The following is a 21,641-nucleotide window of genomic DNA, read 5'->3' on the forward strand; positions in this document are numbered from 1 at the left end:
GAAGCCATGAACCGAACCCGCGTCCACCCGAACGAACCCTGCACCGAGCGGCGCTGGAAGTCCCGTTGGTATCCGGGTGACCCCCGCCGTATCGGCGTGGCCCGTGACGACCTGGTGCAGGACCTGTCCCGCCTTCCCGGTGTGGGGGAGGAGACCGAGGACGCCCTGCGACTCTGCCTGAGCGAGATGTTCACCGGGGCCCTGACCCGGGCCTCCTGGGCCGGTCGGGGGGTCGTCGTGTTCCGAAGTCTGTCCCTGCGCGACAGAGGCCCGTCCCAGCGTGTCTTACGCCTTTCCGTGGGGGAGAGGGAGTCCGTCGACGTGGCACGGGTCCCCCCGGTGTGGGGAAGTGTGGAGCAGGCCGAGGGAACCGGGCTCACGCTCATCGCGCATTTCGCCAGCCGTTGGGGAAGCAGACGGATCGGCACCGAGGAGGAGTGGGCGTATCTCATGTGGGTCGAGTTCGACCTCGACGACCACTGACGCCGACGCTGTGAGGATGTCCGTCGGCGGTACCGGCCCTGCGGTGGCTGGGCTTACCTGCCTGCCGGGGCCTCGGGTGTTGGCCGCACCCTGGGTCCCGCCGACGGACTCCGTGTGACCCCCCTAGCACTGAAGGGTTCCCCTCCAGGGTAGCTGCTCGCGTCTGTATCTTGAAGTCGAGGTACCTGATTTCGAGGATCGGTGGAAATGCTGAAAAACCGGTCGGCGTGTCCCAGTTCAGGCAGGGTGCGTCCCATCATGTGGACGCTGGGTACCAGAATCCGTTGACCGTCTGCTAGCGTGACGATCGTTATGCTGCGCGAGCTCCTCCTTCTTAGTGGCCGCGGCGGGGATCGTTAGAAGGTCGGCCCCTCGCCGCGGGACTTCGGCTTGCCTTGTCGACCACGACATCACGCGCCACATTTTCCCGAGGAGCCACACCGTTATGGTGCCGCAGCAGAAGACCAGCCCCATGCCGTTCCACCGCTACCAGCCGTTCCAGACGGTGGACCTGCCCGACCGCACCTGGCCCGCCAAGAGCATCACCGAGGCGCCGCGCTGGCTGTCCACCGACCTGCGCGACGGCAACCAGGCGCTGATCGAGCCCATGGACGCCACCCGCAAGCACGAGATCTTCCAGCTGCTGGTCAAGATGGGCTACAAGGAGATCGAGGTCGGCTTCCCCTCCGCCAGCCAGACCGACTTCGACTTCGTCCGGTCGCTGATCGAGGACGACCTGATCCCCGACGACGTACAGATCTCCGTGCTGACCCAGGCCCGCGAGGACCTGATCGAGCGCACCGTGCAGAGCCTGGTCGGCGCCAAGCGCTCCACCGTGCACCTGTACAACGCCACCGCCCCCACCTTCCGCCGTGTGGTCTTCCGTGTCGACCGCGAGGCCTGCAAGGAGATCGCGGTCGAGGGCACCCGCCACGTGGTCCGCTTCGCCGAGAAGTACCTGGGCGACACCGAGTACTTCGGCTACCAGTACTCGCCCGAGATCTTCATCGACACCGAGCTGGACTTCGCCCTGGAGGTCTGCGAGGCCGTCATGGACGTCTGGCGGCCCGGCCCCGGCCGCGAGATCATCCTGAACCTGCCCGCCACGGTCGAGCGCTCCACCCCCAACGTCTACGCCGACCAGATCGAGTGGATGAGCCGCAACCTGACCCGGCGCGAGCACGTGGTCCTGTCCGTGCACCCGCACAACGACCGCGGCACCGGTGTGGCCTCCGCCGAGCTGGCCGTCATGGCCGGAGCCGACCGCGTCGAGGGCTGCCTGTTCGGCCACGGCGAGCGCACCGGCAACGTCTGCCTGGTGACCCTGGGCATGAACCTGTTCAGCCAGGGCGTCGACCCGAAGATCGACTTCTCCGACATCGACGAGGTCCGCCGCACGGTCGAGCACTGCACCCAGCTGCCGGTCGCGCCCCGCCACCCCTACGGCGGTGACCTGGTGTACACGGCCTTCTCCGGCTCCCACCAGGACGCCATCAAGAAGGGCTTCACCGACCTGAACGCCCGCGCCGAGGAGGCCGGGACGTCGGTCGAGGACTACCCGTGGGACGTCCCGTACCTGCCCATCGACCCCAAGGACGTGGGCCGCAACTACGAGGCGGTCATCCGGGTGAACAGCCAGTCCGGCAAGGGCGGCGTCTCCTACATCATGCAGCGCGACCACTCGCTGGACCTGCCGCGCCGCCTGCAGATCGAGTTCTCCCAGGTCATCCAGCAGTTCATGGACGCCGAGGGCGGCGAGTTCCCGGCCGACCGGATCTGGGACATCTTCTCGCAGACCTACCTGGCCGAGACCGGCCCGGTGGCGGTCCTGGCGCACCGCTCCAGCACCGCCGAGGACGGCACCTACTCGATCCACGCCGACGCCCGGGTCAACGGTGAGATCCGCGAGCTGAAGGGCACCGGCAACGGTCCCATCTCCGCGTTCGGTGACGCGCTGGCCGACGTCGACGTCAAGGTCCGGGTCATCGACTACGTCGAGCACTCCATGGGTGAGGACGGCAACGCCCGCGCCGCCGCCTATGTGGAGGCCGAGATCGACGGCAGGGCCGTGTGGGGCGTCGGTATCCACAGCAGCATCACGACGGCCTCGCTGAAGGCCATGTGCAGCGCCATCGGCCGCGCCTGATCCACCACCGTCAGGCGCCCCCGGCACAGGGCGCCCGACACTTCCCCCGGCACTGGGGGAACGGGGCCCGCGACACTCGTCGCGGGCCCCGTTCCGTGCCGCCGGAGGGAATACACACGCCATCCGTGAGCCCGCGCCCCACGGAACCGAACCCCGACCGCTAGCCCGACGGCCCCTGGACGGGACAACCGGACACCAGTCCACGACACGTCCGAAACAACGCGAACGGGCCGCGCCCCATCGGGGACGCGGCCCGCCCTCGTGTCACCTGAGGGACGGCGGGACTACTCCCAGCCGAACTTCTGGGTCCACGCGTTGCCGGACTCGCCGACCCCGATCACCTCCAGGCCGCAGTTGAGGATGTTGGCCCGGTGGCCCGGGCTGTTCATCCAGGCGTCCATGACCTGCTCGGCGCTGGTCTGGCCCTTGGCGACGTTCTCCGCTCCCCAGGCGTCGTAGCCGTGCCGCTGCGCCCGGTCGCCCGGGCCCTCACCGTCGGGGTTCTCGTGGGACATGTAGTCGCGCGCGGCCATGTCCTCGCTGTGCTCCTGGGCGGCCGCGGCCAGCCTGTCGTCCACACGCAGCGGTCCGCAGCCGTTGGCCGCACGCTCGTCGTTGACCAGGGTCACCACGGCCGTGGTCCGGGGGCCACCGGTCGTCTGGTTGCCGCCGCCCCCTCCGCCGCCACTGCCGCCGTTGCCGGCCCCGCCTCCACCGCTGCCGCCGCCCTCGCGACCGCCCTCGTCGGAGCCGGTCTCCTCGGCCTCCTCGGCGGAGGACGAGGCGGTGACGGTGGAGGACCTCGGGCCTCCGTCACCCCGGGGCCCGGCGTCGCCGGGGGTGCCCGTGGGCTCTGCGAAGAAGTCGTCCTCCGCGTGCGTCTCGGGAGCGTTGGAGTCGTCGCTCACCGAACCCCCGATCTCGCCGCTCGCGTCGGCGGCGGTCGTGCCGTCCGCGGGGTCCGGCTGGTCACCGAGCCCGGAGAGCACCAGGGCCCCGGCGAGGGTCAGCCCCACCGGGACCGCCACCACGGCGGCCACGACCGGGATCCTCCTGCGTCGCGCCTCGCGGTCTGAGCGCTGTTCGCGAGCGCTTGTCCTGCGCCTGCCTCGACGACCTCGCGCCATATCGCTCTGCCTTCCGTACCGGGATGGGGAATCGGGCACCCGCGTGGGGTTTACGGTCACGGTCGTCCTGGCCGCGGGGGGAGGGCGGCGGGACCGAAACCGTCAGGCCCTAGCGCGTGAGAGTAGAGCAAATATCGAGAAAAGGGAATCCAAACCGTAATAAACCAGCTCAGGGTGGTGCGCGTCATGGCGAACCGGGGATGGGGCGCGGCGCCCCACACGGGTCGGCCGACACGGGGCGGTCGGAACCATCCGCGACAATGGGGAGGTGAGTCTCTACCGCGACGAGGGCGTCGTCCTGCGCAACCAGAAGCTGGGCGAGGCCGACCGCATCGTCACCCTCCTGACCCGGCGAACCGGCCTGGTCCGCGCCGTCGGCAAGGGCGTGCGCCGCACCAGGTCGCGCTTCGGCGCCCGGCTGGAACCGTGCACCCACGTCGACCTCCAGCTGCACACCGGCCGGACCCTGGACGTCATCACCCAGGCCGAGACCGTGCGCTCCTACGGCGCCGCGGTGGTCACCGACTACTCCCGCTACACCGCCGCCACCGCCATGCTGGAGACCGCCGAGAAGGTCGTCGCCGTGGAGAAGGACCCGGCCCTGCGCCAGTTCCTCCTGCTCATCGGTGCCCTGCGCACCCTGGGGGAGGGGAGCCACGACTCCCGGCTGGTGCTGGACGCCTACCTCCTGCGCTCCCTCGCGGTGGCCGGGTACGCGCCCGCCCTCACCGAGTGCGCCCGCTGCGGGAGCAGGGGGGAGCACCGTGCGTTCGCGGTGCACGCCGGAGGTATGGTCTGCTCGGTGTGCCGTCCCCACGGTTCCACGCACCCCGCGCCCGACACGCTCCGGCTCATGTCGGCCCTGCTCGGGGGCGACTGGGACAGCGCGGACGCCAGCGACGGCAAGCAGCGCTCCGAGTGCAGCGGGCTGGTCGCGGCCTACCTACAGTGGCACCTGGAAAACGGAATCCGATCACTGCGCCATGTGGAGCGTTCTTGAGTCTGTTCAGCTTCGACAACGGTAGGCGGCGCGAGCCGGACTACACGCCGCCCGTCCCGCACCCGAGCGGGGCCCGGCCCCCGCAGGTCCCGGCCGACCTCGTGCCACGCCACGTGGCCGTGGTCATGGACGGCAACGGCCGTTGGGCGAAGGAACGCGGTCTGGCGCGTACGGAGGGGCACAAGGCCGGTGAGTCCTCGCTCTTCGACGTGATCGAGGGCGCTCTGGAGATGGGCATCCCCAACCTGTCCGCCTACGCCTTCTCCACCGAGAACTGGAAGCGCTCACCCGACGAGGTGCGCTTCCTCCTCGGCTTCAACCGCGACACCATCCGCAACCGCCGCGACGAGCTGCACGCCCGCGGCGTGCGCGTCAAGTGGGCCGGGCGCCCCGGCATGCTCTGGAAGAGCGTCATCAAGGAACTCAAGGACGCCGAGGAGATGACCCGGGACAACACCCGGCTCACCCTCCAGTTCTGCGTGAACTACGGCGGTCAGGCCGAGATCGTCGACGCCGCCCGCGAGCTGGCCCGCCAGGCCGCAGAGGGGCGCATCTCCCCGGAGAAGATCACCGAGGACACCCTCACCCAGCACCTGTACGCCCCGGACGTGCCCCCGGTGGACCTGTTCGTGCGCTCCTCCGGTGAGCAGCGGCTGTCCAACTTCCTCCTCTGGCAGTCCGCCTACGCCGAGTTCGTCTTCCTGGAGACGCTCTGGCCCGACTTCGACCGCCGCGACCTGTGGCGGGCCTGTGAGATCTACGCGAGCCGGGACCGCCGGTACGGCGGCGCCGTGCCCAACCCGGTGTCCGAGGAGGAGAAGTGATGGTGGGACGGACCGACGAGGCTCTGGTCAGGCCGGGGATGTCACTCGTGTCCATCGGTGACAGCTTCACCGAGGGCGTGGGTGACCCCTATCCGGACGGCAGCGGCGTGTTCCGGGGCTGGGCGGATCGGCTCGCCGAGCACCTGGCCGACCACGTGGGCGAGATCGAGTACGCCAACCTGGCCGTGCGAGGCAAGCTCATCCGCCAGATCATCACGGACCAGGTCCCGCCCGTCCTGGAGATGGCCCCGGACCTGGTCACCCTGTGCGCGGGCGGCAACGACCTGCTGCGCCCCGCCGGTGACCCCGAGCGCCTGGCGAGGATCCTCGACCACACGGTGGCCCGCCTGCGGGCCCAGGGCAGCCAGGTGGTGCTGTTCACCGGGGTGAACGTCTCCACGGGGTACATGCGCGGCACCATCGGGCCGTTCGCGCGCTACTACCTCAACGTGCGCGCGATCGCCGACAAGCACGACTGCTTCCTGGTCGACCAGTGGTCCATGGACGTGCTCACCGACTCCCGCGCCTGGGACGAGGACCGACTGCACATGTCCCCGCAGGGCCACCGGCGCCTGGCGCTGCGCGTGGCCGAGGTCCTGGGGGTGCCCACCGGTGAGCGCTGGGACGAGCCGTGGCCCGAGACGGAACCGGTCAGCTGGACCGAGGCGCGCCGGGACGACCTGAACTGGGTGAAGGACTCCCTCGGTCCGTGGATCGGCCGCCGCCTCACAGGGAAGTCCTCGGGCGACACGGTGAGCGCCAAGCGTCCCGTGCTCACCCCGCTCACCAAGGACCGCTGACCGCGCCTCCGACACCGTTCCGGGCACACCGCGCATGGTGTGAGTTCCGCCCCAAAACAGGCGAAATCCACAACCTACTGTCGCGTAACCGTGGCGTCGAGTTGCATCATCGAACACCATGAGCGGTGTGCCGACCGGATCTCCCGGTGACCTGAAAAGCAAGGACATCCTGTCCTACGTCGCCCTCGGGGACAGCTTCACCGAGGGCATGAGCGACCCCTACCCGGACAGCGGCAGCGTGCCCAACGGCCGCTACCGCGGCTGGGCCGACCGTGTGGCCGAACACCTGGCCCACCACGTGCCCGAGGTTCGCTACGCCAACCTCGCCATCCGTGGACGCCTCATCGCGCAGATCCGCGACGAGCAGGTGCCGCGCGCGGTCGAGATGAAGCCCGACCTCGTCACCCTGTGCGCTGGTGGCAACGACATCATCCGTCCGGGCAGTGACCCGGACCAGGTCGTGGCGATCTTCGAGTCGATGGTGGCCGACCTGCGCGCCACCGGCGCCCGGGTGGTCATCTTCACCGGGTTCGACACCAACTGGCAGCCGGTCATGCGCCATCTGCGCGGCAAGATCGCCACCTACAACATGCACATGCGCGCCGTGGCCGACAGGTACGGCTGTGACGTCGTCGACGTGTGGAGCATGAAGGTGCTCTCGGACGCCCGCGCCTGGAACTGGGACCGCCTCCACCTGTCCTCAGAGGGACACCGCAGGCTGGCCCTGCGGGTGTGCGAGGTCCTGGACGTCCCGGTGGACTCCGACTGGAACCAGGCCTGGCCGCCGCCCGAGGCCCGTGACTGGCGCACCGCCCGGCAGGAGGACCTGCACTGGGCCCGCGAGTTCCTGGTGCCGTGGATCCACCGCCGCCTCACCGGCCGCTCCTCGGGCGACGGTGTCGACGCCAAGCGCCCCACACTGGAACGCTGCGAGCCCTCCCAGGACGGCCGCTGACGGGTTCCGGTGGTCGCGCGGTCCGCGCTCCCCGGTGACCCGGTGACCCGTGACCGAGAGGTCCGGTCGTGGCCGCGCGAGTCCCCGCGTGCCGTGGGACGACTGGCCGAGCGGCTCCGACGACACGAGGCCCCCACCGCGACCCGCGGTGGGGGCCTCCGCACACATGGACTCGGGGGCCGAGACCTCAGGTGGCCGTGACCAGGTCCTGGGCGGTGGCCATGTTGACCCGGCTCGGCTGGTCGTCGACCGGCCAGTTCGGGGTGGCGCCGCCCGCAGCGTGGATCGCCGTGCGGACGAGGTCCAGGGCCCGGCGCAGCACCCGCGGGGGGTCGCCCTCGTCGAGGACCAGGATCTCCACGGTGACGGTACGCGCCAGGGCGTCGGTGCTCACGGTCGAGTCGGTGAAGTCGGGGTTGTGCCGCTCCAGTTCGAGCAGCTCCCGCATCACGGACTCGCCGTGCGCGTGGACCACCTCCGGAGTGCTCGCCGGTTCGGAGCCCAGCCGGAACTGAAGGGACAGTTGGGTGGCGGTCCTCACGCTCACACGTCCTCCTGCTGCTCGGGCGGGCACACTCGTCTCACATAGCGTACGGTCTGGGTCCAGTAGTTGGGGTTGGAGGGCGACAGGTGGACCTGTCGCTGGTGGGATCCGCAGGGACACTTGATCGTGTAGTACGTGGGCGGGTCCTCGACCCGCCACCCGAGCTCCGCGATCCGCCGGAGCGCCTCCTCACCCTCCTTCTTCGGGTGCTTCGTCCAGTGGCCCAACGCGTTCCTTCCCAGATTCCCCCATGGGCCGGGGCCTGTCGAGGGTGCTTCCCCGCCGGGGGTCAGGGGCGCGGGGTGGAACCGAACACCGGGTAGTGGTCCGAGTAGTCGTCGTAGGTGTACGAGCGGCCCCAGGAGCGTACCGTCCAGGGTTCGCTCTTCACCGCACGGGTCTCGTTGACGTAGGAACGCGGTGCGGCGCCGTTGCGGATCGGCAGGACGTGGTCCAGCTGCTGGGCGTCCCAGTCCGAGTAGCCGTGCGCGGCGATCGAGTTGCTTGAGGGATCCCAGGAGGGCGCGTCGCCCGTGTGGTCGGGCGCCACGGCGTCCAGCCGCTCGACGGCGCGCTCCCACTCGGCGCCGCCACCCGCGATGTTCAGGTCACCGGCCAGGTAGATCCGCTCGTCGTCGGGGATGCCCCTGGCGTCCAGCAGCGCCACGATCTGGTCGATCTGGGCCTCGCGTACGCGCACGTCCTCGCCGGAACCGCACGCGCCGTCCTCGGACTGCATGTGGGTGCCCACCACGTGCAGGCGGCCGTCGGGGGTGTCCAGCTCGACGTAGGCGAAGCCCTTGTTGGAGAACCAGTCGGCGCCGCAGGCGCGGGCGAAGACGTGCTGTTCGGCCCGGACGATCGGCCAGACGCTGTGCACGCTGACACCGCCGTTGGTGAGGGTCCCGTCGCGGAAGCCGGTGGTGTGGTCCCAGCCGGACCTGGAACGGCCCACGACGGGAGTGCCGTGCGGGTACTCCTCGGCCAGACCCGCGCGCAGGCGGTCGGCGCCGGAGTTGTCGAAGAGCTCCTGGAGGACCACGACGTTCTGACCGGAGAGGAGCCCGTCCCGGACGGTCAGGTCCGCGCGGATGTCCTGGCCCCAGTTGGGATGGAGGGCCCTGGGGAGGAGGAAGGCGTTGTGGGTGACGACGCGGGGATCGGTCCGGTCCTCTGACGCGGAGGCGGGGGAGGCGGACAGGAGCGGGGAGATCAGCAGCGCGGTCAGCAGCGCGGCCGTGGTTCGTCTGTACACGAGGGCACAGCCTGGCCCAGTCATGACACGACACGGCTACCAGCCGGTAACCACCGGGTGGAGACCGCGTGCACCCTCCAGAACGGCGAGGAACCGCCCGGGTGAACCGGGGCCACACACGACGATGGCCCCGCACACCTTGAGTTCTAGTGGTCGTTACAACACCTCACTTGACGGGGTGCGATGGACGACTTCGAGATCCGACAGATCCGATCACCGCAGGGACCCAAGAAGCTCCAAGCTGAACGGGCGGCCTATCTTGCCCTTGTGGCTCAAGGAGTAAGTACGACACAGGCGTGCCGGATCGTCGGCGTGAACCGCAAGACGGGACACCGCTGGCGATTCGGCCGTCCCACCCGGACCAAAGACGGCCAGGAACGGTCCCTTCCCCCTGCCTGCCCCACCGCTGAGCCCGTCTCTCCCGGCCGCTACCTGACCGGTGATGAGCGTCTCCAGATCGCTGACCTGGACCGTGAAGGTCTGGGTGTGCGAGCCATCGCCGCCGAGATGGGCCGATCCCCTTCCACGATCAGCCGGGAACTACGCCGCAACGCCACCGTGGACCCGCGCGGGAAAGCCCACTACCGCCCCCACGCCGCCCAGGCCCGCTCCCAAGCCCGCAGGCCCAGGCCCAAACCCTCCACGTTCGCCCTGAACCCCGAGCTGCGTGCTGTGGTCCAAGAGCTACTCAACGACAAGTGGAGCCCGGAACAGATCAGCCGTAGGCTCAAACGGGACTTCCCCGAGCGGCCGGAGCTGCACGTGTGCCACGAGACGATCTACCAAGCGCTCTACGTCCAAGGCCGTGGTGAGCTGCGCCGGGAGTTGGCCGCCGCGCTGCGCTCGGGGCGTGCCCGGCGAAAGCCCCGCCGCCAGGCCCAGCAACGCCGGGAGCGCTTCGCTCATCCGATGGTGATGATCAGTGAACGCCCGGCGGAGGTCGCTGATCGGGCGGTGCCCGGCCACTGGGAAGGGGACTTGATCATCGGAGCAGGTGGCACTTCGGCCATCGGCACTCTGGTGGAGCGCTCGACCCGGTACACGATGCTTCTGCACCTGGGCCAGGGGCGCAGCGCCGACCAGGTCCAAGAAGCGTTGACCTCAACGGTGGTGACCCTGCCCCACCATCTGGTGCGTTCGGTGACCTGGGACCAGGGCTCGGAGCTGGGCCGCCACCACGAGTTCACCGTGGCCACCGACATCCCGGTCTACTTCTGTGACCCGGCCAGCCCTTGGCAGCGGGGTTCGAACGAGAACACCAACGGGCTGCTCAGGCAGTACTTTCCCAAGGGGACCGACCTGTCGGTGCACTCGCGTGAGCACCTGGAGGCGGTCGCTGTGCAGCTGAACGGACGCCCACGCAAAACGCTCGGCTGGGATACCCCAGCCGAGCGCCTGGCTAAGCTACTTCAGACGAGCAACTGACCTTCTGTGTTGCGACGACCCCTAGAATCCGCCCACGCGTGTGCGGGGCCATCGGCAGTCGTCGGTCAGACCTGCTGTGCGCTGCCCTGTTGGGCCGGGCGCAGCGAGCAGGGGCCGCAGGTGCCGAACACCTCGACCGTGTGGGTCACCCCGGTGAAGCCGTGTTTGGCCCCCACCTCGGCGGCCCACCGCTCCACGGTGGGACCCTCGATCTCCACGGCCGTGGAGCAGGTCCGGCACACCAGGTGGTGGTGGTGACTCTCGGTGTCGCACGCACGGTAGACGGCCTCGCCGTCGTCGGTGCGCAGGACGTCGACCTCACCGGAGTCGCTCAGGGCCTGAAGAGCCCGGTACACCGTGGTCAGGCCGATCTTGGAACCGTCGGCTCGCAGGTCCGCGTACAGGTCCTGCGCGCTGCGGAAACCGGAGGACTCGGTCAGTGCCTGACGGACGGCCTCGCGACGTGTACTCATGGTGTCACCCTCCCCCGATCTGTCTGGGGCATCGTATCCGCCGGACTCCCCGTCACGGGATGCAGGGGTGCCGGTGTCCGCCGCTTGGTCACGCGGCGCAGGACCCCGCCGAGCAACACGGCGAGGCAGAAGACGGCCAGGGCCAGCAGCACGATCGTGGCCCCCGGTGCGAGGTCCGAGTAGAAGGCCGTGGTCAGCCCGCCGAGCGAGGAGACCAGGCCGATCAGCACCGCCAACCCCATCGTCACCCGGAAACTGCGGCTCAGCTGCTGTGCGGCGGCGACCGGGACGATCATCAGAGCGCTCACCATCAGCACGCCGACCACCCGCATCGCGATCACCACGGTCAACGCGGCGGTCACCGCCAGCAGGATGCTCAGGAAGCGGACCGGGAGGCCGTGGGCCCTGGCCACCTCCTCGTCCTGGCACAGGACGAACAACTCCCGGCCGAACACGGCCAGCACCGCGACCACGCCCACCGCGAGCACGCCCACGATCCAGATGTCCTGCTCGCCCACGGTGCTCACCGAACCGAACAGGAACGACGTGAGGGTGGCGTTGCTCGCCCCCGGGGTCATCCCGATGAGCAGGACACCCCCCGCGATGCCGCCGTAGAACAGCAGCGCGAGCGCCACGTCGCCACTGGTGCGCGTGCGCACCCGAACCAGCTCCATGAGGATGGCGCCCAGGGTGGCCACGACAGCGGCCGTGAGCACCGGGGAGGTGCTCGTGAGCAGGCCCAGCGCCACACCGGTCAGGGCGATGTGTCCGATGCCGTCGCCCAGCAGGGCCAACCTGCGCTGGACCAGGAAGGTGCCGATGATCGGGGTGACCAGGCCGACCAGCACCGCGGCGAGCAGCGCGCGCCGCATGAACTCGTACTGGAGCAGCTCAGTCACGGCGGGGTACCTCCAGGCGGACCATCTCCGTCGGCGCGGTGGTGTGCGCGGAGCGGGGGTCGGGATCGTTGGGGTCGGGGTGCGGATGCTGGTGCTCGTGTCCGGGACGCGCGCACTCGCCGGTGGCGGCGGGGGCGGGGCCGTCGTGCACGACCCGGCCGTGCTCCAGCACGACCGCGCGTTCGATGACCTCCTCCAGAGGACCCAGTTCGTGCAGCACCAGGACCACGGTGCTGCCCCGGTCGCGCAGGTGGGTGATCGCCCTGGCCAGGGCGCGCTGGTTCTCCGCGTCGACCCCGGCCATGGGCTCGTCCATCACGAAGGTGTCCGGGCGTCCGGCGAGGGCGCGGGCGATGAGCACGCGCTGCTGCTGGCCGCCGGAGAGTTCGCGCACGGCGTCCCCGGCACGGTCGGACAGGTCCACGGCGGCCAGGGCCTCGTCGACGGCGGCGCGGTCGGCCCGCGTGGGCAGGGAGAGTCGGCGGCGCCGGGCGACCTGCCCTGAGGCGACGATCTCGCGCACGGTGGCGGGCACCGCGCCCCCGGCGGTGAGCCTCTGGGGCACGTAGCCGATCCGCTTCCAGTCCCGGAACCGGCGCAGGGGCGTCCCGTGGAGAAGGATGCGCCCGGAAGTGAGGGGCACGATGCCGAGCATCGCGCGCATCAGGGTGGACTTGCCCGAACCGTTGGGTCCGAGGACGGCCATGGTCTGACCCACGGGGACGTCGAGGCTCACGCCGTCGAGCACGGTGACACCGTCGTAGGCGGCGTGCGCGTCGACGGCCTGGAAAGCGTGCGGGGTGTCGGGGCCCGGGGCCCCGTCCTCCGTGAACTGGGCAGACACTGCTTCATTATCACGAAAACGAAAATGATTGTCAAAACTGACAAGAGTGACGAGCGTCCCCCGGCCCCGGGAGCCGAACGCCCCCGGCCCTCAGAAGCCCAGCATCCTCGCCACCGCCAGGACCAGCACCACCACGATCATCAGGACACGCGGCACCCGCTGCTGCCGGTGGAGCGAGGGCCAGGTCAGGAAGGCCAGCCACCCGAAGGCCGCCGCCACCAGCAGCAGACACGGAGCGCCCAACCACCCCGGTGCCATCAGACCCGCCAGGAACAGCGCCCCCAACACCACCGGTGGCAGCCAACCCGGCCTCTGGTGCAGCCACACCAGGGGCACCGCGCTGCGCCGCTCCACCTCGTGGCGCAACCGCCCCGCGCCCGGGGTGAAAAGGGAGTCACCCGGGGGAAGCGGGCGCCCGGGGGCGGGTCGTCGCTGTTCGTCCTCGTGCTCGGGAGAGGCCATCGCCGCCTGTTCCTCTTCACTGTGTCCCGGCCCCCACGACCCCGACCGGACGCTTTGGGGGCGGTCGGTGTGCGCACCGTGTCTCTGGGCCTGTGATAATCCTGGATCAGACCCTAGTGCAGGGCCCTGGCACAGCGCCGGGCACAGGCGCGGCGCAACACCGCGCATCTCCCCTCGTACCCGCACCCCGACTGTTCCGGGTTCGACACGAGACGGGTCGTGAACCGTCTACATTCAGTTACTGACCGTCTGTTCCATGCGGACCGTCCGCACCACGGTGCCCGCACGTCGTGTAGAGACGAACCCTCCGGAGGGTGTCAACTTCCGTGCCCGAACCCACAGTCATCGTGACGTTCGACGTCACCGAACCGCACTTGCAGAACTGCCTCGACTCACTGGCCCGTCAACGTGACGAGAGCCAGACCGGGGCGGCGGCGCGCGACGGCGCCGCACGACCGGACATCGAGATCGTCCTCGCCCCGGTCCGCACGACCAACGGCGGTCCCGCGCCGGAGCCGTCCGACCCCGGGACCACCGACCCGGACACGAACGGGGACGACGAGGCGACCACCGCAGACGAGCCCCTTCCGGAGGAGAACGACCAGGGGGACGAGGCCGTCGAGTCCGCGCGCGAGGACGGGCTGGCCACCGCCACCGCCTTCGCCGCCGCACCGCCCGCCGGGCTGAGGGTCACCCTCCTGCCCGGCGAACCCGCCCCCCACCACACTGGGGCGCGCTCCCGGGGCGCGGCCGTCGCCACCGGCAGCCACCTGCTGTTCCTCTCCGGCTCCGACGCGCTCACCGCCTACGCGCTGGCCCACCTGGCCCAGAGCGCGGCCGACACCCGCTCCGACCTGGTTATCGGCAACGTCCACCAGTTCAACGAGCTGGGCGCCGCACCCTCCAAGGCGCACCGCAAGTTCGGTCGCCACCGGCTCGCGGAGGACCCCAGGGCGGTTCCCGGCCTGATCGCGGACGCCACCCTCGGCAACCGGCTCTGGCGCCGGGAGTTCTGGGACTCCCTGCCCGAGCACGGCGTCACCAAGGAGGACACCGACCTCGCCATCGGCCGCGCCACCCTGCTCGCCCAGGCCGTCGACGTCCTGCCCGCGCCCGTCCTGCTGATGCGCGAACGCGAGAAGGTGGGCATCCCGCTGGAGAGCGAGGCGCTCACCCGCCGCGTCACCGCCATGCGTGAACTCGGCGCCGACCTCACCACGGCCGACCGCGAGCTGTGGGACCGCATCCGCCTCCAGGGCGAACTCCACCGCCTCGTCCTGCGCCTCGACGACGCGGACGAGAAGGTCCGCGAGACCGTCCTCGACCTGCTCAACGCCTACCTCGACCACGTCCCGGACAGCCTCCTGCGCGGCCTGAACGTGCTGGACCGCCTCCTGTACCACCTGGTGCGCAAGCGGCGGCTGGACGACGTGCTGGAGGTGGCCACCTTCGCCAAGAGCGTGGAGATCAAGAAGGCCACGGTCGTTCGGCAGGGGCTGGGTTACTACATCCGCTACCCGTTCTTCGGAGCCAAGGACCCGGCCAAGGCGGTCCCCCGGGAGATCTACCGTCTCGAGGACGAGATCAAGGTCCGGCAGAAGACCGAGGACATCCACTGGGAGGACGGCCGACTGCACGTCAGCGGCCGGATCGGCATCCGCAACCTGCGCGCCCGCAAACGCTGGCAGCAGCACGTGGTGGCCTTCGTGGTCAACACGGCCACCAAGCGCCGCGTGCGCGTCCCGGTACGGACCCGCCTGGCCGCCGAGTACCGGCTCCCCGACCTGCCCGACTCCGCACGCCACGACTACGGCGGCTTCACGGTCGTCGTCGACCCCCGCCGCCTGCGGGGTTCCGGTGACTGGGAGCCCGGCGAGTGGAAGATCGAGCTGGTGGTGTTCAACCGCAGCCTGGCCCGCCGCCGCATCGTCTCCAGCCCCGTGCCCGGTCCGCCCGAGCGGCCCGGCTACCAGAGCGTCGGCGACGACGTGTGGGTGCGCCCGCACTGGAACAAGGACCGGCACCTGGTCATCGCCGTCGAACCGGCGCGCGCCCAGGTCACCGAGCACCGCTTCGACGCCCGCACCGCCGAACTCACCGTGGGCGGCGAACTGCTGTCCGCGCCCGCCGCCGAGGCCACCGAACTGCGGCTGGTGCGGCGCCCCGGCACGGCAAGGCTCAGCTACCCGGTCACCATCCAGGGCGGCCGTTTCGAGGCCAGGGTGCGCGCTGAGGAGCTCTTCGCCCGCAGCCTCAGCGAGTGCGGCGGCGTGATCCGGCAGGAGGAGTGGGACGCCCACCTGGTCACCGCCGACCAGCGCACTGTCCCCCTGGTCCTGCCCGACGAGGCCCGGACCACCGCCTACGACTCCGAGGGCGCCCAACAGCAGCTGGCCGTGCAGCGCACCTTCACCGGCCACCTCAAGCTGCGGGCCGGCCGGGCCCACCCCTGGGTGGACCGGGCGGAGTGGCAGGAGCGCGTCCTGGTCCTCGGCGGTGAGTTCTCCCCGAGCAACGAACTGAGCGTGGTGGCCAAGGCACGCGGTCGCGACGAGGAGCACGCGCTGACCGTGGAGCGGTCCGGGAACCGGTTCACCGCCCGGTTCGACCCCTCCCGCATCGCCACCCTGTCCGGCGAGCTCTCGCTGTCCACCGGTTCCTACCAGCTGTGGGGCCGGGTCAGCGAGGAGACCGCGGGGGAGGGCGGTGAGACGGCCAGCGTGGACGTGGGCGTGGAGTTCACCGACTCGCTCATCCACGACCTGCCGACCGAGACCGAGAGCCCCGAGCGCACGTACACGCTCTCCTACCAGGGACGCGGCATCCCGGTGCTCCAGGTCGGCACCGACCTGCGCCCCGTCGAACGCGGCGCCTTCGCCCAGCGCGAGCTCCGTGAGACCTTCTACCCGGCCCAGCGCGCGGAGCCCGTCACCGAGGGCATCCTCTTCGACACCTACACCGGGCGCCAGTACTCGGACAGCCCGCAGAGCCTCTACGCGGAGCTGCGCAAGCGCGACAAGTGGGCCGACTACCCGATGTCCTGGCTGGTCGCCGACGGGCAGGTCCGCCTGCCCGACGACCTCGCGCCGGTCCGCCACAAGGGCGAGGAGTACTTCCGGGAGCTGGCCCGCAGCCGGTACCTGGTCAGCAACTCCCGCCAGCCCGCGTGGTTCCACCGCCACCCCGACCAGGTGGTCGTGCAGACCTGGCACGGGTCCATGCTCAAGCGCATCGGCTTCGACGTGGAGAACATCCGGGGCAAGTCACGCGACTACTTCGACAAGCTCGCGTGGGAGACCCGGCAGTGGGACTACCTGGTCTCGCCGAGCCCCTGGGCCACCCCGATCCTGCGCAGCGCCTTCCGGTTCGAGGGCGAGGTCCTGGAGACCGGCTACCCGCGCAACGACATCTTCTTCTCAGCGGAGCGCGAGGCCGTCGCCGAGCGCACCCGGCGCCTGCTGGGCCTGCCCGAGGGCAAGAAGGTGGTCCTGTACGCCCCCACCTGGCGGGACGACAAGTACTACACGCGCGGCAAGCACAAGCTGGACCTGCACCTGGACCTGCGCCGCATGTACGAGAAGCTCGGCGACGACCACGTGCTGCTGGTGCGCCGCCACCCCCGGGTGGTGGACAGCGTGCCGATCGTGGGGGAGGACTTCGTCTACGACGTGTCCCTGTACCCGGAGATCATGGAGCTCTTCCTGATCACCGACGTGCTGATCACGGACTACTCGTCGATGATGTTCGACTTCGCCAACACCGGCCGCCCCATGCTCTTCTTCACCTACGACCTGGAGAGCTACCGGGACAACCTGCGCGGGTTCTACTTCGACTTCGAGGAGACCGCCCCCGGACCGCTGCTGACCCGCTCCGACGACGTCATCGAGTCCCTGCTGGACATCGACGAGGTCGCCAAGCGCAGCGGCGCCTCCTACCGGTCGTTCGTGGACCAGTTCTGCCCCCTGGACGACGGCCACGCCTCCGCCCGGGTCGTGGACCGCGTCTTCGGCAAGGAGTAGCGGGGCGGCGCCCGCTTCGGGTCCGCCCTTCACCCCGGCCGTGCTCGGGCCGCTCCGGACCACCTCCGGGGCGGCCCGCTCCCGCGTCTGCGCCACAATGGACGGGTGATCGTCATCACCCGATACTCCGTGCCCGAGGCCGACACCGAGGCCTTCCGAACCGACGCCGACGCCGCAGTGGCGGTCCTGGCCCAGCGCCCCGGATTCCGGTGGCACCGCATCGGCCGCGCAGCCGACGAACCCACGCTGTGGACCGTGGTCACCGAGTGGGACGGTGCCGGGTTCTACCGGCGGGCCCTGTCCGACTTCGACGTCAAGGTCAACGCGGTCCCCCTGCTCTCCCGGGCCATCGACGAACCCTCCGCGTTCGAGATCCTCGCCAGCGGCGAGACGTCGTCCTGACCCTCGCGGCCCTCCTCCACACGTGGTCGGGGCGGGGCCCGCACAAACGGTGCGCGCCCGCCTCCGGATTGCTCTAGCCTGGTGGGAAGCGGTCTCCCGGTGCGCCACATCCGTGGCTCCGCGCGCGGACCGCCTCCCAACAGAACCGACGATGTATCGCGAACAGCGATCCACCGACCGCCAGCCGGATGGAGAGTCACCCCATGGCCGCCAAGTCAGAGGCAATGGACGCACTGGTCAACCTCGCCAAGCGCCGAGGTCTGGTCTACCCCTCCAGCGAGATCTACGGAGGTCTGCGCGCCGCCTGGGACTACGGCCCCCTGGGCGTGGAGCTCAAGAACAACGTCAAGCGCCAGTGGTGGCGTTCGATGGTGCAGGAGCGCGACGACATCGTCGGCCTCGACTCCAGCGTGATCCTGGCCCGCGAGGTCTGGGAGGCCTCCGGCCACGTGACGGCGTTCGTCGACCCGCTCACCGAGTGCCAGTCCTGCCACAAGCGCTTCCGGGCCGACCACCTCATCGAGGCCTACGAGGAGAAGCACGGCAAGGAGCCCGCCGAGGGCCTGGCCGCGATCGCCTGCCCCAACTGCGGCGCCAAGGCCTCCTTCACCGAGCCCCGTATGTTCAACGGCCTCCTGCGCACCTACCTGGGCCCGGTCCAGGACGAGAAGGGCCTGGCCTACCTGCGTCCCGAGACGGCACAGGGCATCTTCATCAACTACAAGAACGTTGAGCAGAGCGCCCGCCGCAAGGTCCCCTTCGGCATCGGCCAGATCGGCAAGTCGTTCCGCAACGAGATCACCCCCGGAAACTTCATCTTCCGGACCCGTGAGTTCGAGCAGATGGAGATGGAGTTCTTCGTCAAGCCGGGCAGCGACGAGGAGTGGCACCAGTACTGGATCGACCAGCGCCACCAGTGGTACCTGGAGCTGGGCATCGCCAAGGACAACCTGCGGCTGTACGAGCACCCGCAGGACAAGCTCTCCCACTACTCCAAGCGGACCGTGGACATCGAGTACCGGTTCAACTTCCAGGGCAGTGAGTGGGGCGAGCTGGAGGGCGTCGCCAACCGCACCGACTACGACCTCAAGACGCACGCCGAGGCCTCCGGTGTCGACCTGTCGTACTTCGACCAGGAGAACAACGAGCGCTACATCCCCTACGTCATCGAGCCCGCGGCCGGTGTCGACCGGGCGGTGCTCACGTTCATGCTCGACGCCTACAACGTCGACGAGGCTCCCAACGCCAAGGGCAAGCTGGAGAAGCGCGCCGTAATGCGCTTGGACCCGCGCCTGTCGCCGGTCAAGGCCGCCGTCCTGCCGCTGTCGCGCAACGCCGACCTCTCGCCCAAGGCCCGTGACCTCGCCGCCCTGCTGCGCAAGCGCTGGAACGTGGAGTTCGACGACGCCGGTGCGATCGGCCGCCGCTACCGCCGCCAGGACGAGATCGGTACCCCGTTCTGCGTGACGGTGGACTTCGACACCCTCGAGGACAACGCGGTGACCGTGCGCGAGCGCGACACCATGTCGCAGGAGCGCGTGTCCCTGGACCGCGTGGAGATGTACCTGCTGGAGCGCCTGCCCGGCTGCTAGCACCCGGAGCCTCCAACGCCCACGGCCGTCCGTCCCCGAACAGGGGAGGGGCGGCCGTTCGGCGTCTACGGGACGCCCCTCGCGGATTCGGACCTCTCGACCGCGACGGTGTCACGCCCCCGGTCCCGGAGGACGCGCACCAGGAGGCTGAGCGCCCCGGTGGACACCGCCGGTGACGATGCTCCGGTCGGGCGCCGCGAGGACGCCGCAGCTGCGGGCCAGCCAGGAGGAGAGTTCTGCGCGCAGCGCGAGCGAGCCGTGGAGCTGGAGGAAGTTCGTGCCGCTCATCTTGGCAGGAGCCCAGCGGCGGAGGTGAACAGCAGAGACGGCCGGACCCGGGGGGATGTGGTTTCCGGCCGTCTCCTCGGCGCCCCGGCCGCACACGGCCGCAGCACCGGTACTCAACCTAACGGCAGGCGCGAGGAGCGATGGGGGAGTTTCGGCCCGCTTGTCCCATCGCGTGAGTAAATCGTGACGACCGGAAGTGGTCGCTCCTCGTCCTGGGGGACAGTATGCCTAGGAGTGCTATGCCTAGAGGTGCTAGGGTTCGTGTCGCGAACACACGGGGGTGAGGACAAGCATGCACATCGACAAGGACCTGGTCGCCGCCTCGGCCACACCGTTGGTCCTGGGAATCCTGTCCGAGGGAGAGTCCTACGGCTACGCGATCGTCAAACGCGTCAACGAACTCTCCGACGGGCGGATGACCTGGACGGACGGGATGCTGTACCCGCTGTTGCACCGCTTGGAGCGCAACGGACTCGTGCGCGCGTCCTGGGGCAGGTCCGAGGCGGGGCGACGGCGCAAGCACTACGCCATCACGGACGCGGGGCTGGAGGCGCTGGCACAGCGGCGCGAACAGTGGAGCGTGGTCGCGGATGCGCTCCGGCAGGTGTGGGAGTCCGTGCCGCGCCCGGAGTACCCGGGCCCCGCCCCGGCCGGGGGGCTCGCGTGACCGGCGACACCGCACGCGGTGAGGTGCTGGAGGAACAGATCGACCAGTGGCGCGGATTCGTGACCCGCCGCCGCGCCATCTCCGCCCCGGACGTGGAGGAGATGGAGGACCACCTGCGCGAGCAGATCGCCGAACTGGAGTCGGGTGGACTGGACGGCGAGGAGGCCTTCCTCGTCGCGGTCAAGCGCATGGGCGCTCTGGACGCGGTCTCGCGCGAGTTCGCCAGAGAACACTCCCACCGACTCTGGAAACAGCTGGTGCTGGTCCCCGAGGCCGACGAGGAGTCCGGTGCGTCGCGCTGGCGCGAGCTCGGGGCGACGCTGCTCTTCGCGCTCGGCGCCGGTCTCGCGGTCAGGCTGCTGGTTGGCGCGGTGGACGACGAGATCGTGCTGATCCGCAACCTCCCGTTCGTGGTGCTGCCCTTCCTGGCGGGGTGGTTCGCCTGGAAGCGCCGCGCCCCCTGGCAGGTGGGCGCCGTGACGGTCGCCCTCGCGGCGGTCCCGGCTCTGGCGGTGAACCTCTACCCGTTCCAGGAGACCCTCGACCCGTATCCGGCGCCCGGGATGACCCAGGTCCTCGCGATCACGCACGTGCCGATCCTGTTGTGGCTGCTCGCGGGCGTGTTCCACACGGGCGGTCGATGGCGCTCCCACGAGCGGCGGATGGACTACGTCCGGTTCACGGGCGAACTCGTGATGTACCTCGTGCTGATCACCCTGGGGTCCGTGGTCCTGCTGGGCCTCACCGCCGCGGTGCTCGCGCTGGCCGACGTCGACGTCTCCCCGTTCGTCGCCGACTGGCTCGTGCCGTTCGGTGTGCCCGGGGCGCTGCTGGTGGCCGCTTGGCTGGTGGAGGCCAAGAAGAGCGTGGTGGAGAACATCACGCCGGTCCTGAGCAGGGTCTTCACACCGTTGGCGCTGCTGATGCTGGTCGCCGACCTGGTGGCGATGCTGGTGAACGGCCCCCTGGCCAGGGTCGACCGCGAGATGCTCATCGTCATGGACGCGGTCCTGGTGCTGGTCCTGTTCCTGCTGCTGTACTCGATCTCGGCGCGCGACCCGCTGCTCCCACCGGGTGTCCTCGACTGGCTCCAACTCGCGCTGGTGGGCACCGCGCTGGCGGTCAACGCGGTCGCGCTCACGGCCATGCTGACCCGGATCGCGGAGTTCGGGTTCACCGCGAACAAGACGGCGGCGCTCGGCCTGAACCTCGTGTTGTTGGTGCATCTGGTGTGGTCGGCGTGGCTGCTGCTGGGCTTCGTGCGGGGGAGACGGCCGTTCGCGGCGGTCGAGCGGTGGCAGACCACCTACCTGCCCGTGTACGCGCTGTGGGCGGCCGTGGTCGTGCTGGTGTTCCCGCCACTGTTCGCCTTCTCCTGACACGCGGGCTCCTGGCACACGGGCTCCTGGCACACGGGCTCCTGACACGCGAGGCGG

The 21,641-nt window shown here is 70.0% G+C and carries 21 protein-coding genes; 12 read left to right on the plus strand and 9 right to left on the minus strand.

Annotated features, from left to right (window positions below):
• The first annotated feature begins 6 nt into the window (after window positions 1-6).
• Both KBX21_RS17765 and leuA read left to right on the plus strand, forming a co-directional pair.
• Window positions 7-483 carry an ATP-binding protein gene (locus KBX21_RS17765; RefSeq protein WP_210842568.1) on the plus strand — a complete coding sequence of 159 codons (477 nt, stop codon included), beginning with the start codon at window positions 7-9 and terminating at the stop codon, window positions 481-483.
• 445 nt (window positions 484-928) lie between these two features.
• The gene (leuA, locus tag KBX21_RS17770; protein ID WP_049571348.1) at window positions 929-2,629 is read left to right on the plus strand and encodes a 2-isopropylmalate synthase; all 1,701 of its coding nucleotides are present in this window, start codon (window positions 929-931) and stop codon (window positions 2,627-2,629) included.
• A 284-nt stretch (window positions 2,630-2,913) separates the two neighbouring features.
• On the opposite strand, the gene KBX21_RS17775 is transcribed toward leuA, so the two are convergent.
• The gene (locus KBX21_RS17775) at window positions 2,914-3,669 is read right to left on the minus strand and encodes a CAP domain-containing protein (RefSeq protein WP_053107280.1); all 756 of its coding nucleotides are present in this window, start codon (window positions 3,667-3,669) and stop codon (window positions 2,914-2,916) included.
• 355 nt (window positions 3,670-4,024) lie between these two features.
• Here KBX21_RS17775 and recO point away from each other — a divergent pair, with 355 nt between their 5' ends.
• The 4 genes from recO to KBX21_RS17795 all read left to right on the plus strand — a co-directional run bounded on the left by recO (window position 4,025) and on the right by KBX21_RS17795 (window position 7,335).
• Complete coding sequence (recO, locus tag KBX21_RS17780; protein WP_049571341.1) at window positions 4,025-4,756, plus strand: DNA repair protein RecO; 732 nt, start codon at window positions 4,025-4,027, stop codon at window positions 4,754-4,756.
• Window positions 4,753-5,580 carry an isoprenyl transferase gene (locus KBX21_RS17785; protein WP_210842569.1) on the plus strand — a complete coding sequence of 276 codons (828 nt, stop codon included), beginning with the start codon at window positions 4,753-4,755 and terminating at the stop codon, window positions 5,578-5,580. Before recO ends, KBX21_RS17785 begins: the two co-directional genes overlap by 4 nt.
• A complete protein-coding gene (locus KBX21_RS17790; RefSeq protein WP_210842570.1) occupies window positions 5,580-6,380 on the plus strand; it encodes an SGNH/GDSL hydrolase family protein in 801 nt (266 codons plus the stop codon). The genes KBX21_RS17785 and KBX21_RS17790 overlap by 1 nt, the downstream gene beginning before the upstream one ends.
• A gap of 118 nt (window positions 6,381-6,498) precedes the next feature.
• Window positions 6,499-7,335, plus strand: coding sequence for an SGNH/GDSL hydrolase family protein (locus KBX21_RS17795; protein ID WP_049571335.1), 837 nt, complete (start codon window positions 6,499-6,501; stop codon window positions 7,333-7,335).
• Between the two features lie 187 nt (window positions 7,336-7,522).
• Here the strand turns inward: KBX21_RS17795 and KBX21_RS17800 are convergent, their stop codons facing one another.
• The 3 genes from KBX21_RS17800 to sph all read right to left on the minus strand — a co-directional run bounded on the left by KBX21_RS17800 (window position 7,523) and on the right by sph (window position 9,134).
• Window positions 7,523-7,882 (minus strand): hypothetical protein, encoded by a 360-nt coding sequence (locus tag KBX21_RS17800; RefSeq protein WP_210842571.1) that lies wholly within the window; start codon window positions 7,880-7,882, stop codon window positions 7,523-7,525.
• The gene (locus KBX21_RS17805; protein ID WP_049571329.1) at window positions 7,879-8,106 is read right to left on the minus strand and encodes a hypothetical protein; all 228 of its coding nucleotides are present in this window, start codon (window positions 8,104-8,106) and stop codon (window positions 7,879-7,881) included. The genes KBX21_RS17800 and KBX21_RS17805 overlap by 4 nt, the downstream gene beginning before the upstream one ends.
• A 62-nt stretch (window positions 8,107-8,168) precedes the next feature.
• Window positions 8,169-9,134 carry a sphingomyelin phosphodiesterase gene (sph, locus tag KBX21_RS17810; RefSeq protein ID WP_210842572.1) on the minus strand — a complete coding sequence of 322 codons (966 nt, stop codon included), beginning with the start codon at window positions 9,132-9,134 and terminating at the stop codon, window positions 8,169-8,171.
• 183 nt (window positions 9,135-9,317) lie between these two features.
• On the opposite strand from sph, the gene KBX21_RS17815 reads away from it, so the two are divergent.
• Window positions 9,318-10,559 (plus strand): IS30 family transposase, encoded by a 1,242-nt coding sequence (locus KBX21_RS17815; RefSeq protein WP_210842573.1) that lies wholly within the window; start codon window positions 9,318-9,320, stop codon window positions 10,557-10,559.
• 65 nt (window positions 10,560-10,624) lie between these two features.
• Here the strand turns inward: KBX21_RS17815 and KBX21_RS17820 are convergent, their stop codons facing one another.
• The 4 genes from KBX21_RS17820 to KBX21_RS17835 all read right to left on the minus strand — a co-directional run bounded on the left by KBX21_RS17820 (window position 10,625) and on the right by KBX21_RS17835 (window position 13,237).
• Window positions 10,625-11,032, minus strand: a complete 408-nt coding sequence (locus tag KBX21_RS17820) for a Fur family transcriptional regulator (RefSeq protein ID WP_049571319.1) — start codon at window positions 11,030-11,032, stop codon at window positions 10,625-10,627.
• Window positions 11,029-11,931 (minus strand): metal ABC transporter permease, encoded by a 903-nt coding sequence (locus tag KBX21_RS17825; RefSeq protein ID WP_049571316.1) that lies wholly within the window; start codon window positions 11,929-11,931, stop codon window positions 11,029-11,031. Before KBX21_RS17825 ends, KBX21_RS17820 begins: the two co-directional genes overlap by 4 nt.
• Entirely contained in the window at window positions 11,924-12,775 is an 852-nt protein-coding gene (locus KBX21_RS17830; protein WP_210842574.1) for a metal ABC transporter ATP-binding protein, read from the minus strand. Before KBX21_RS17830 ends, KBX21_RS17825 begins: the two co-directional genes overlap by 8 nt.
• Before the next feature lie 90 nt (window positions 12,776-12,865).
• Window positions 12,866-13,237, minus strand: coding sequence for a DUF6703 family protein (locus KBX21_RS17835; RefSeq protein WP_049571310.1), 372 nt, complete (start codon window positions 13,235-13,237; stop codon window positions 12,866-12,868).
• Window positions 13,238-13,563: 326 nt separating this feature from the next.
• On the opposite strand from KBX21_RS17835, the gene KBX21_RS17840 reads away from it, so the two are divergent.
• The 3 genes from KBX21_RS17840 to KBX21_RS17850 all read left to right on the plus strand — a co-directional run bounded on the left by KBX21_RS17840 (window position 13,564) and on the right by KBX21_RS17850 (window position 19,250).
• Window positions 13,564-17,256 carry a CDP-glycerol glycerophosphotransferase family protein gene (locus KBX21_RS17840; protein WP_210842575.1) on the plus strand — a complete coding sequence of 1,231 codons (3,693 nt, stop codon included), beginning with the start codon at window positions 13,564-13,566 and terminating at the stop codon, window positions 17,254-17,256.
• A 105-nt stretch (window positions 17,257-17,361) separates the two neighbouring features.
• Entirely contained in the window at window positions 17,362-17,658 is a 297-nt protein-coding gene (locus KBX21_RS17845; RefSeq protein ID WP_049571289.1) for an antibiotic biosynthesis monooxygenase, read from the plus strand.
• Window positions 17,659-17,861: 203 nt separating this feature from the next.
• The gene (locus KBX21_RS17850; protein ID WP_199776544.1) at window positions 17,862-19,250 is read left to right on the plus strand and encodes a glycine--tRNA ligase; all 1,389 of its coding nucleotides are present in this window, start codon (window positions 17,862-17,864) and stop codon (window positions 19,248-19,250) included.
• 111 nt (window positions 19,251-19,361) lie between these two features.
• Here KBX21_RS17850 and KBX21_RS17855 read toward each other — a convergent pair whose 3' ends face one another.
• The gene (locus KBX21_RS17855) at window positions 19,362-19,538 is read right to left on the minus strand and encodes a hypothetical protein (protein WP_210842576.1); all 177 of its coding nucleotides are present in this window, start codon (window positions 19,536-19,538) and stop codon (window positions 19,362-19,364) included.
• A 292-nt stretch (window positions 19,539-19,830) separates the two neighbouring features.
• On the opposite strand from KBX21_RS17855, the gene KBX21_RS17860 reads away from it, so the two are divergent.
• Together KBX21_RS17860 and KBX21_RS17865 are read left to right on the plus strand one after the other, a co-directional pair.
• Window positions 19,831-20,205: a PadR family transcriptional regulator gene (locus KBX21_RS17860; RefSeq protein ID WP_210842577.1), complete on the plus strand. Its 375-nt coding sequence runs from the start codon at window positions 19,831-19,833 to the stop codon at window positions 20,203-20,205.
• Window positions 20,202-21,584 carry a permease prefix domain 1-containing protein gene (locus tag KBX21_RS17865; protein ID WP_210842578.1) on the plus strand — a complete coding sequence of 461 codons (1,383 nt, stop codon included), beginning with the start codon at window positions 20,202-20,204 and terminating at the stop codon, window positions 21,582-21,584. The genes KBX21_RS17860 and KBX21_RS17865 overlap by 4 nt, the downstream gene beginning before the upstream one ends.
• Window positions 21,585-21,641: the final 57 nt, after the last annotated feature.

It is taken from the genome of Nocardiopsis sp. B62 (assembly GCF_018070675.1).
Lineage (GTDB): Bacteria > Actinomycetota > Actinomycetes > Streptosporangiales > Streptosporangiaceae > Nocardiopsis > Nocardiopsis prasina.

What these genes read in the sequence shown, in the direction of transcription:
- KBX21_RS17835 (WP_049571310.1), bottom strand. Translation starts at nt 13,237, where the DNA reads ATGGCCTCTCCCGAGCACGAGGACGAACAGCGACGACCCGCCCCCGGG.
- KBX21_RS17855 (WP_210842576.1), bottom strand. Translation starts at nt 19,538, where the DNA reads ATGAGCGGCACGAACTTCCTCCAGCTCCACGGCTCGCTCGCGCTGCGC.
- KBX21_RS17850 (WP_199776544.1), top strand. Translation starts at nt 17,862, where the DNA reads ATGGCCGCCAAGTCAGAGGCAATGGACGCACTGGTCAACCTCGCCAAG.
- KBX21_RS17820 (WP_049571319.1), bottom strand. Translation starts at nt 11,032, where the DNA reads ATGAGTACACGTCGCGAGGCCGTCCGTCAGGCACTGACCGAGTCCTCC.
- KBX21_RS17795 (WP_049571335.1), top strand. Translation starts at nt 6,499, where the DNA reads ATGAGCGGTGTGCCGACCGGATCTCCCGGTGACCTGAAAAGCAAGGAC.
- KBX21_RS17815 (WP_210842573.1), top strand. Translation starts at nt 9,318, where the DNA reads ATGGACGACTTCGAGATCCGACAGATCCGATCACCGCAGGGACCCAAG.
- KBX21_RS17860 (WP_210842577.1), top strand. Translation starts at nt 19,831, where the DNA reads ATGCACATCGACAAGGACCTGGTCGCCGCCTCGGCCACACCGTTGGTC.
- leuA (WP_049571348.1), top strand. Translation starts at nt 929, where the DNA reads ATGGTGCCGCAGCAGAAGACCAGCCCCATGCCGTTCCACCGCTACCAG.
- KBX21_RS17765 (WP_210842568.1), top strand. Translation starts at nt 7, where the DNA reads ATGAACCGAACCCGCGTCCACCCGAACGAACCCTGCACCGAGCGGCGC.
- KBX21_RS17790 (WP_210842570.1), top strand. Translation starts at nt 5,580, where the DNA reads ATGGTGGGACGGACCGACGAGGCTCTGGTCAGGCCGGGGATGTCACTC.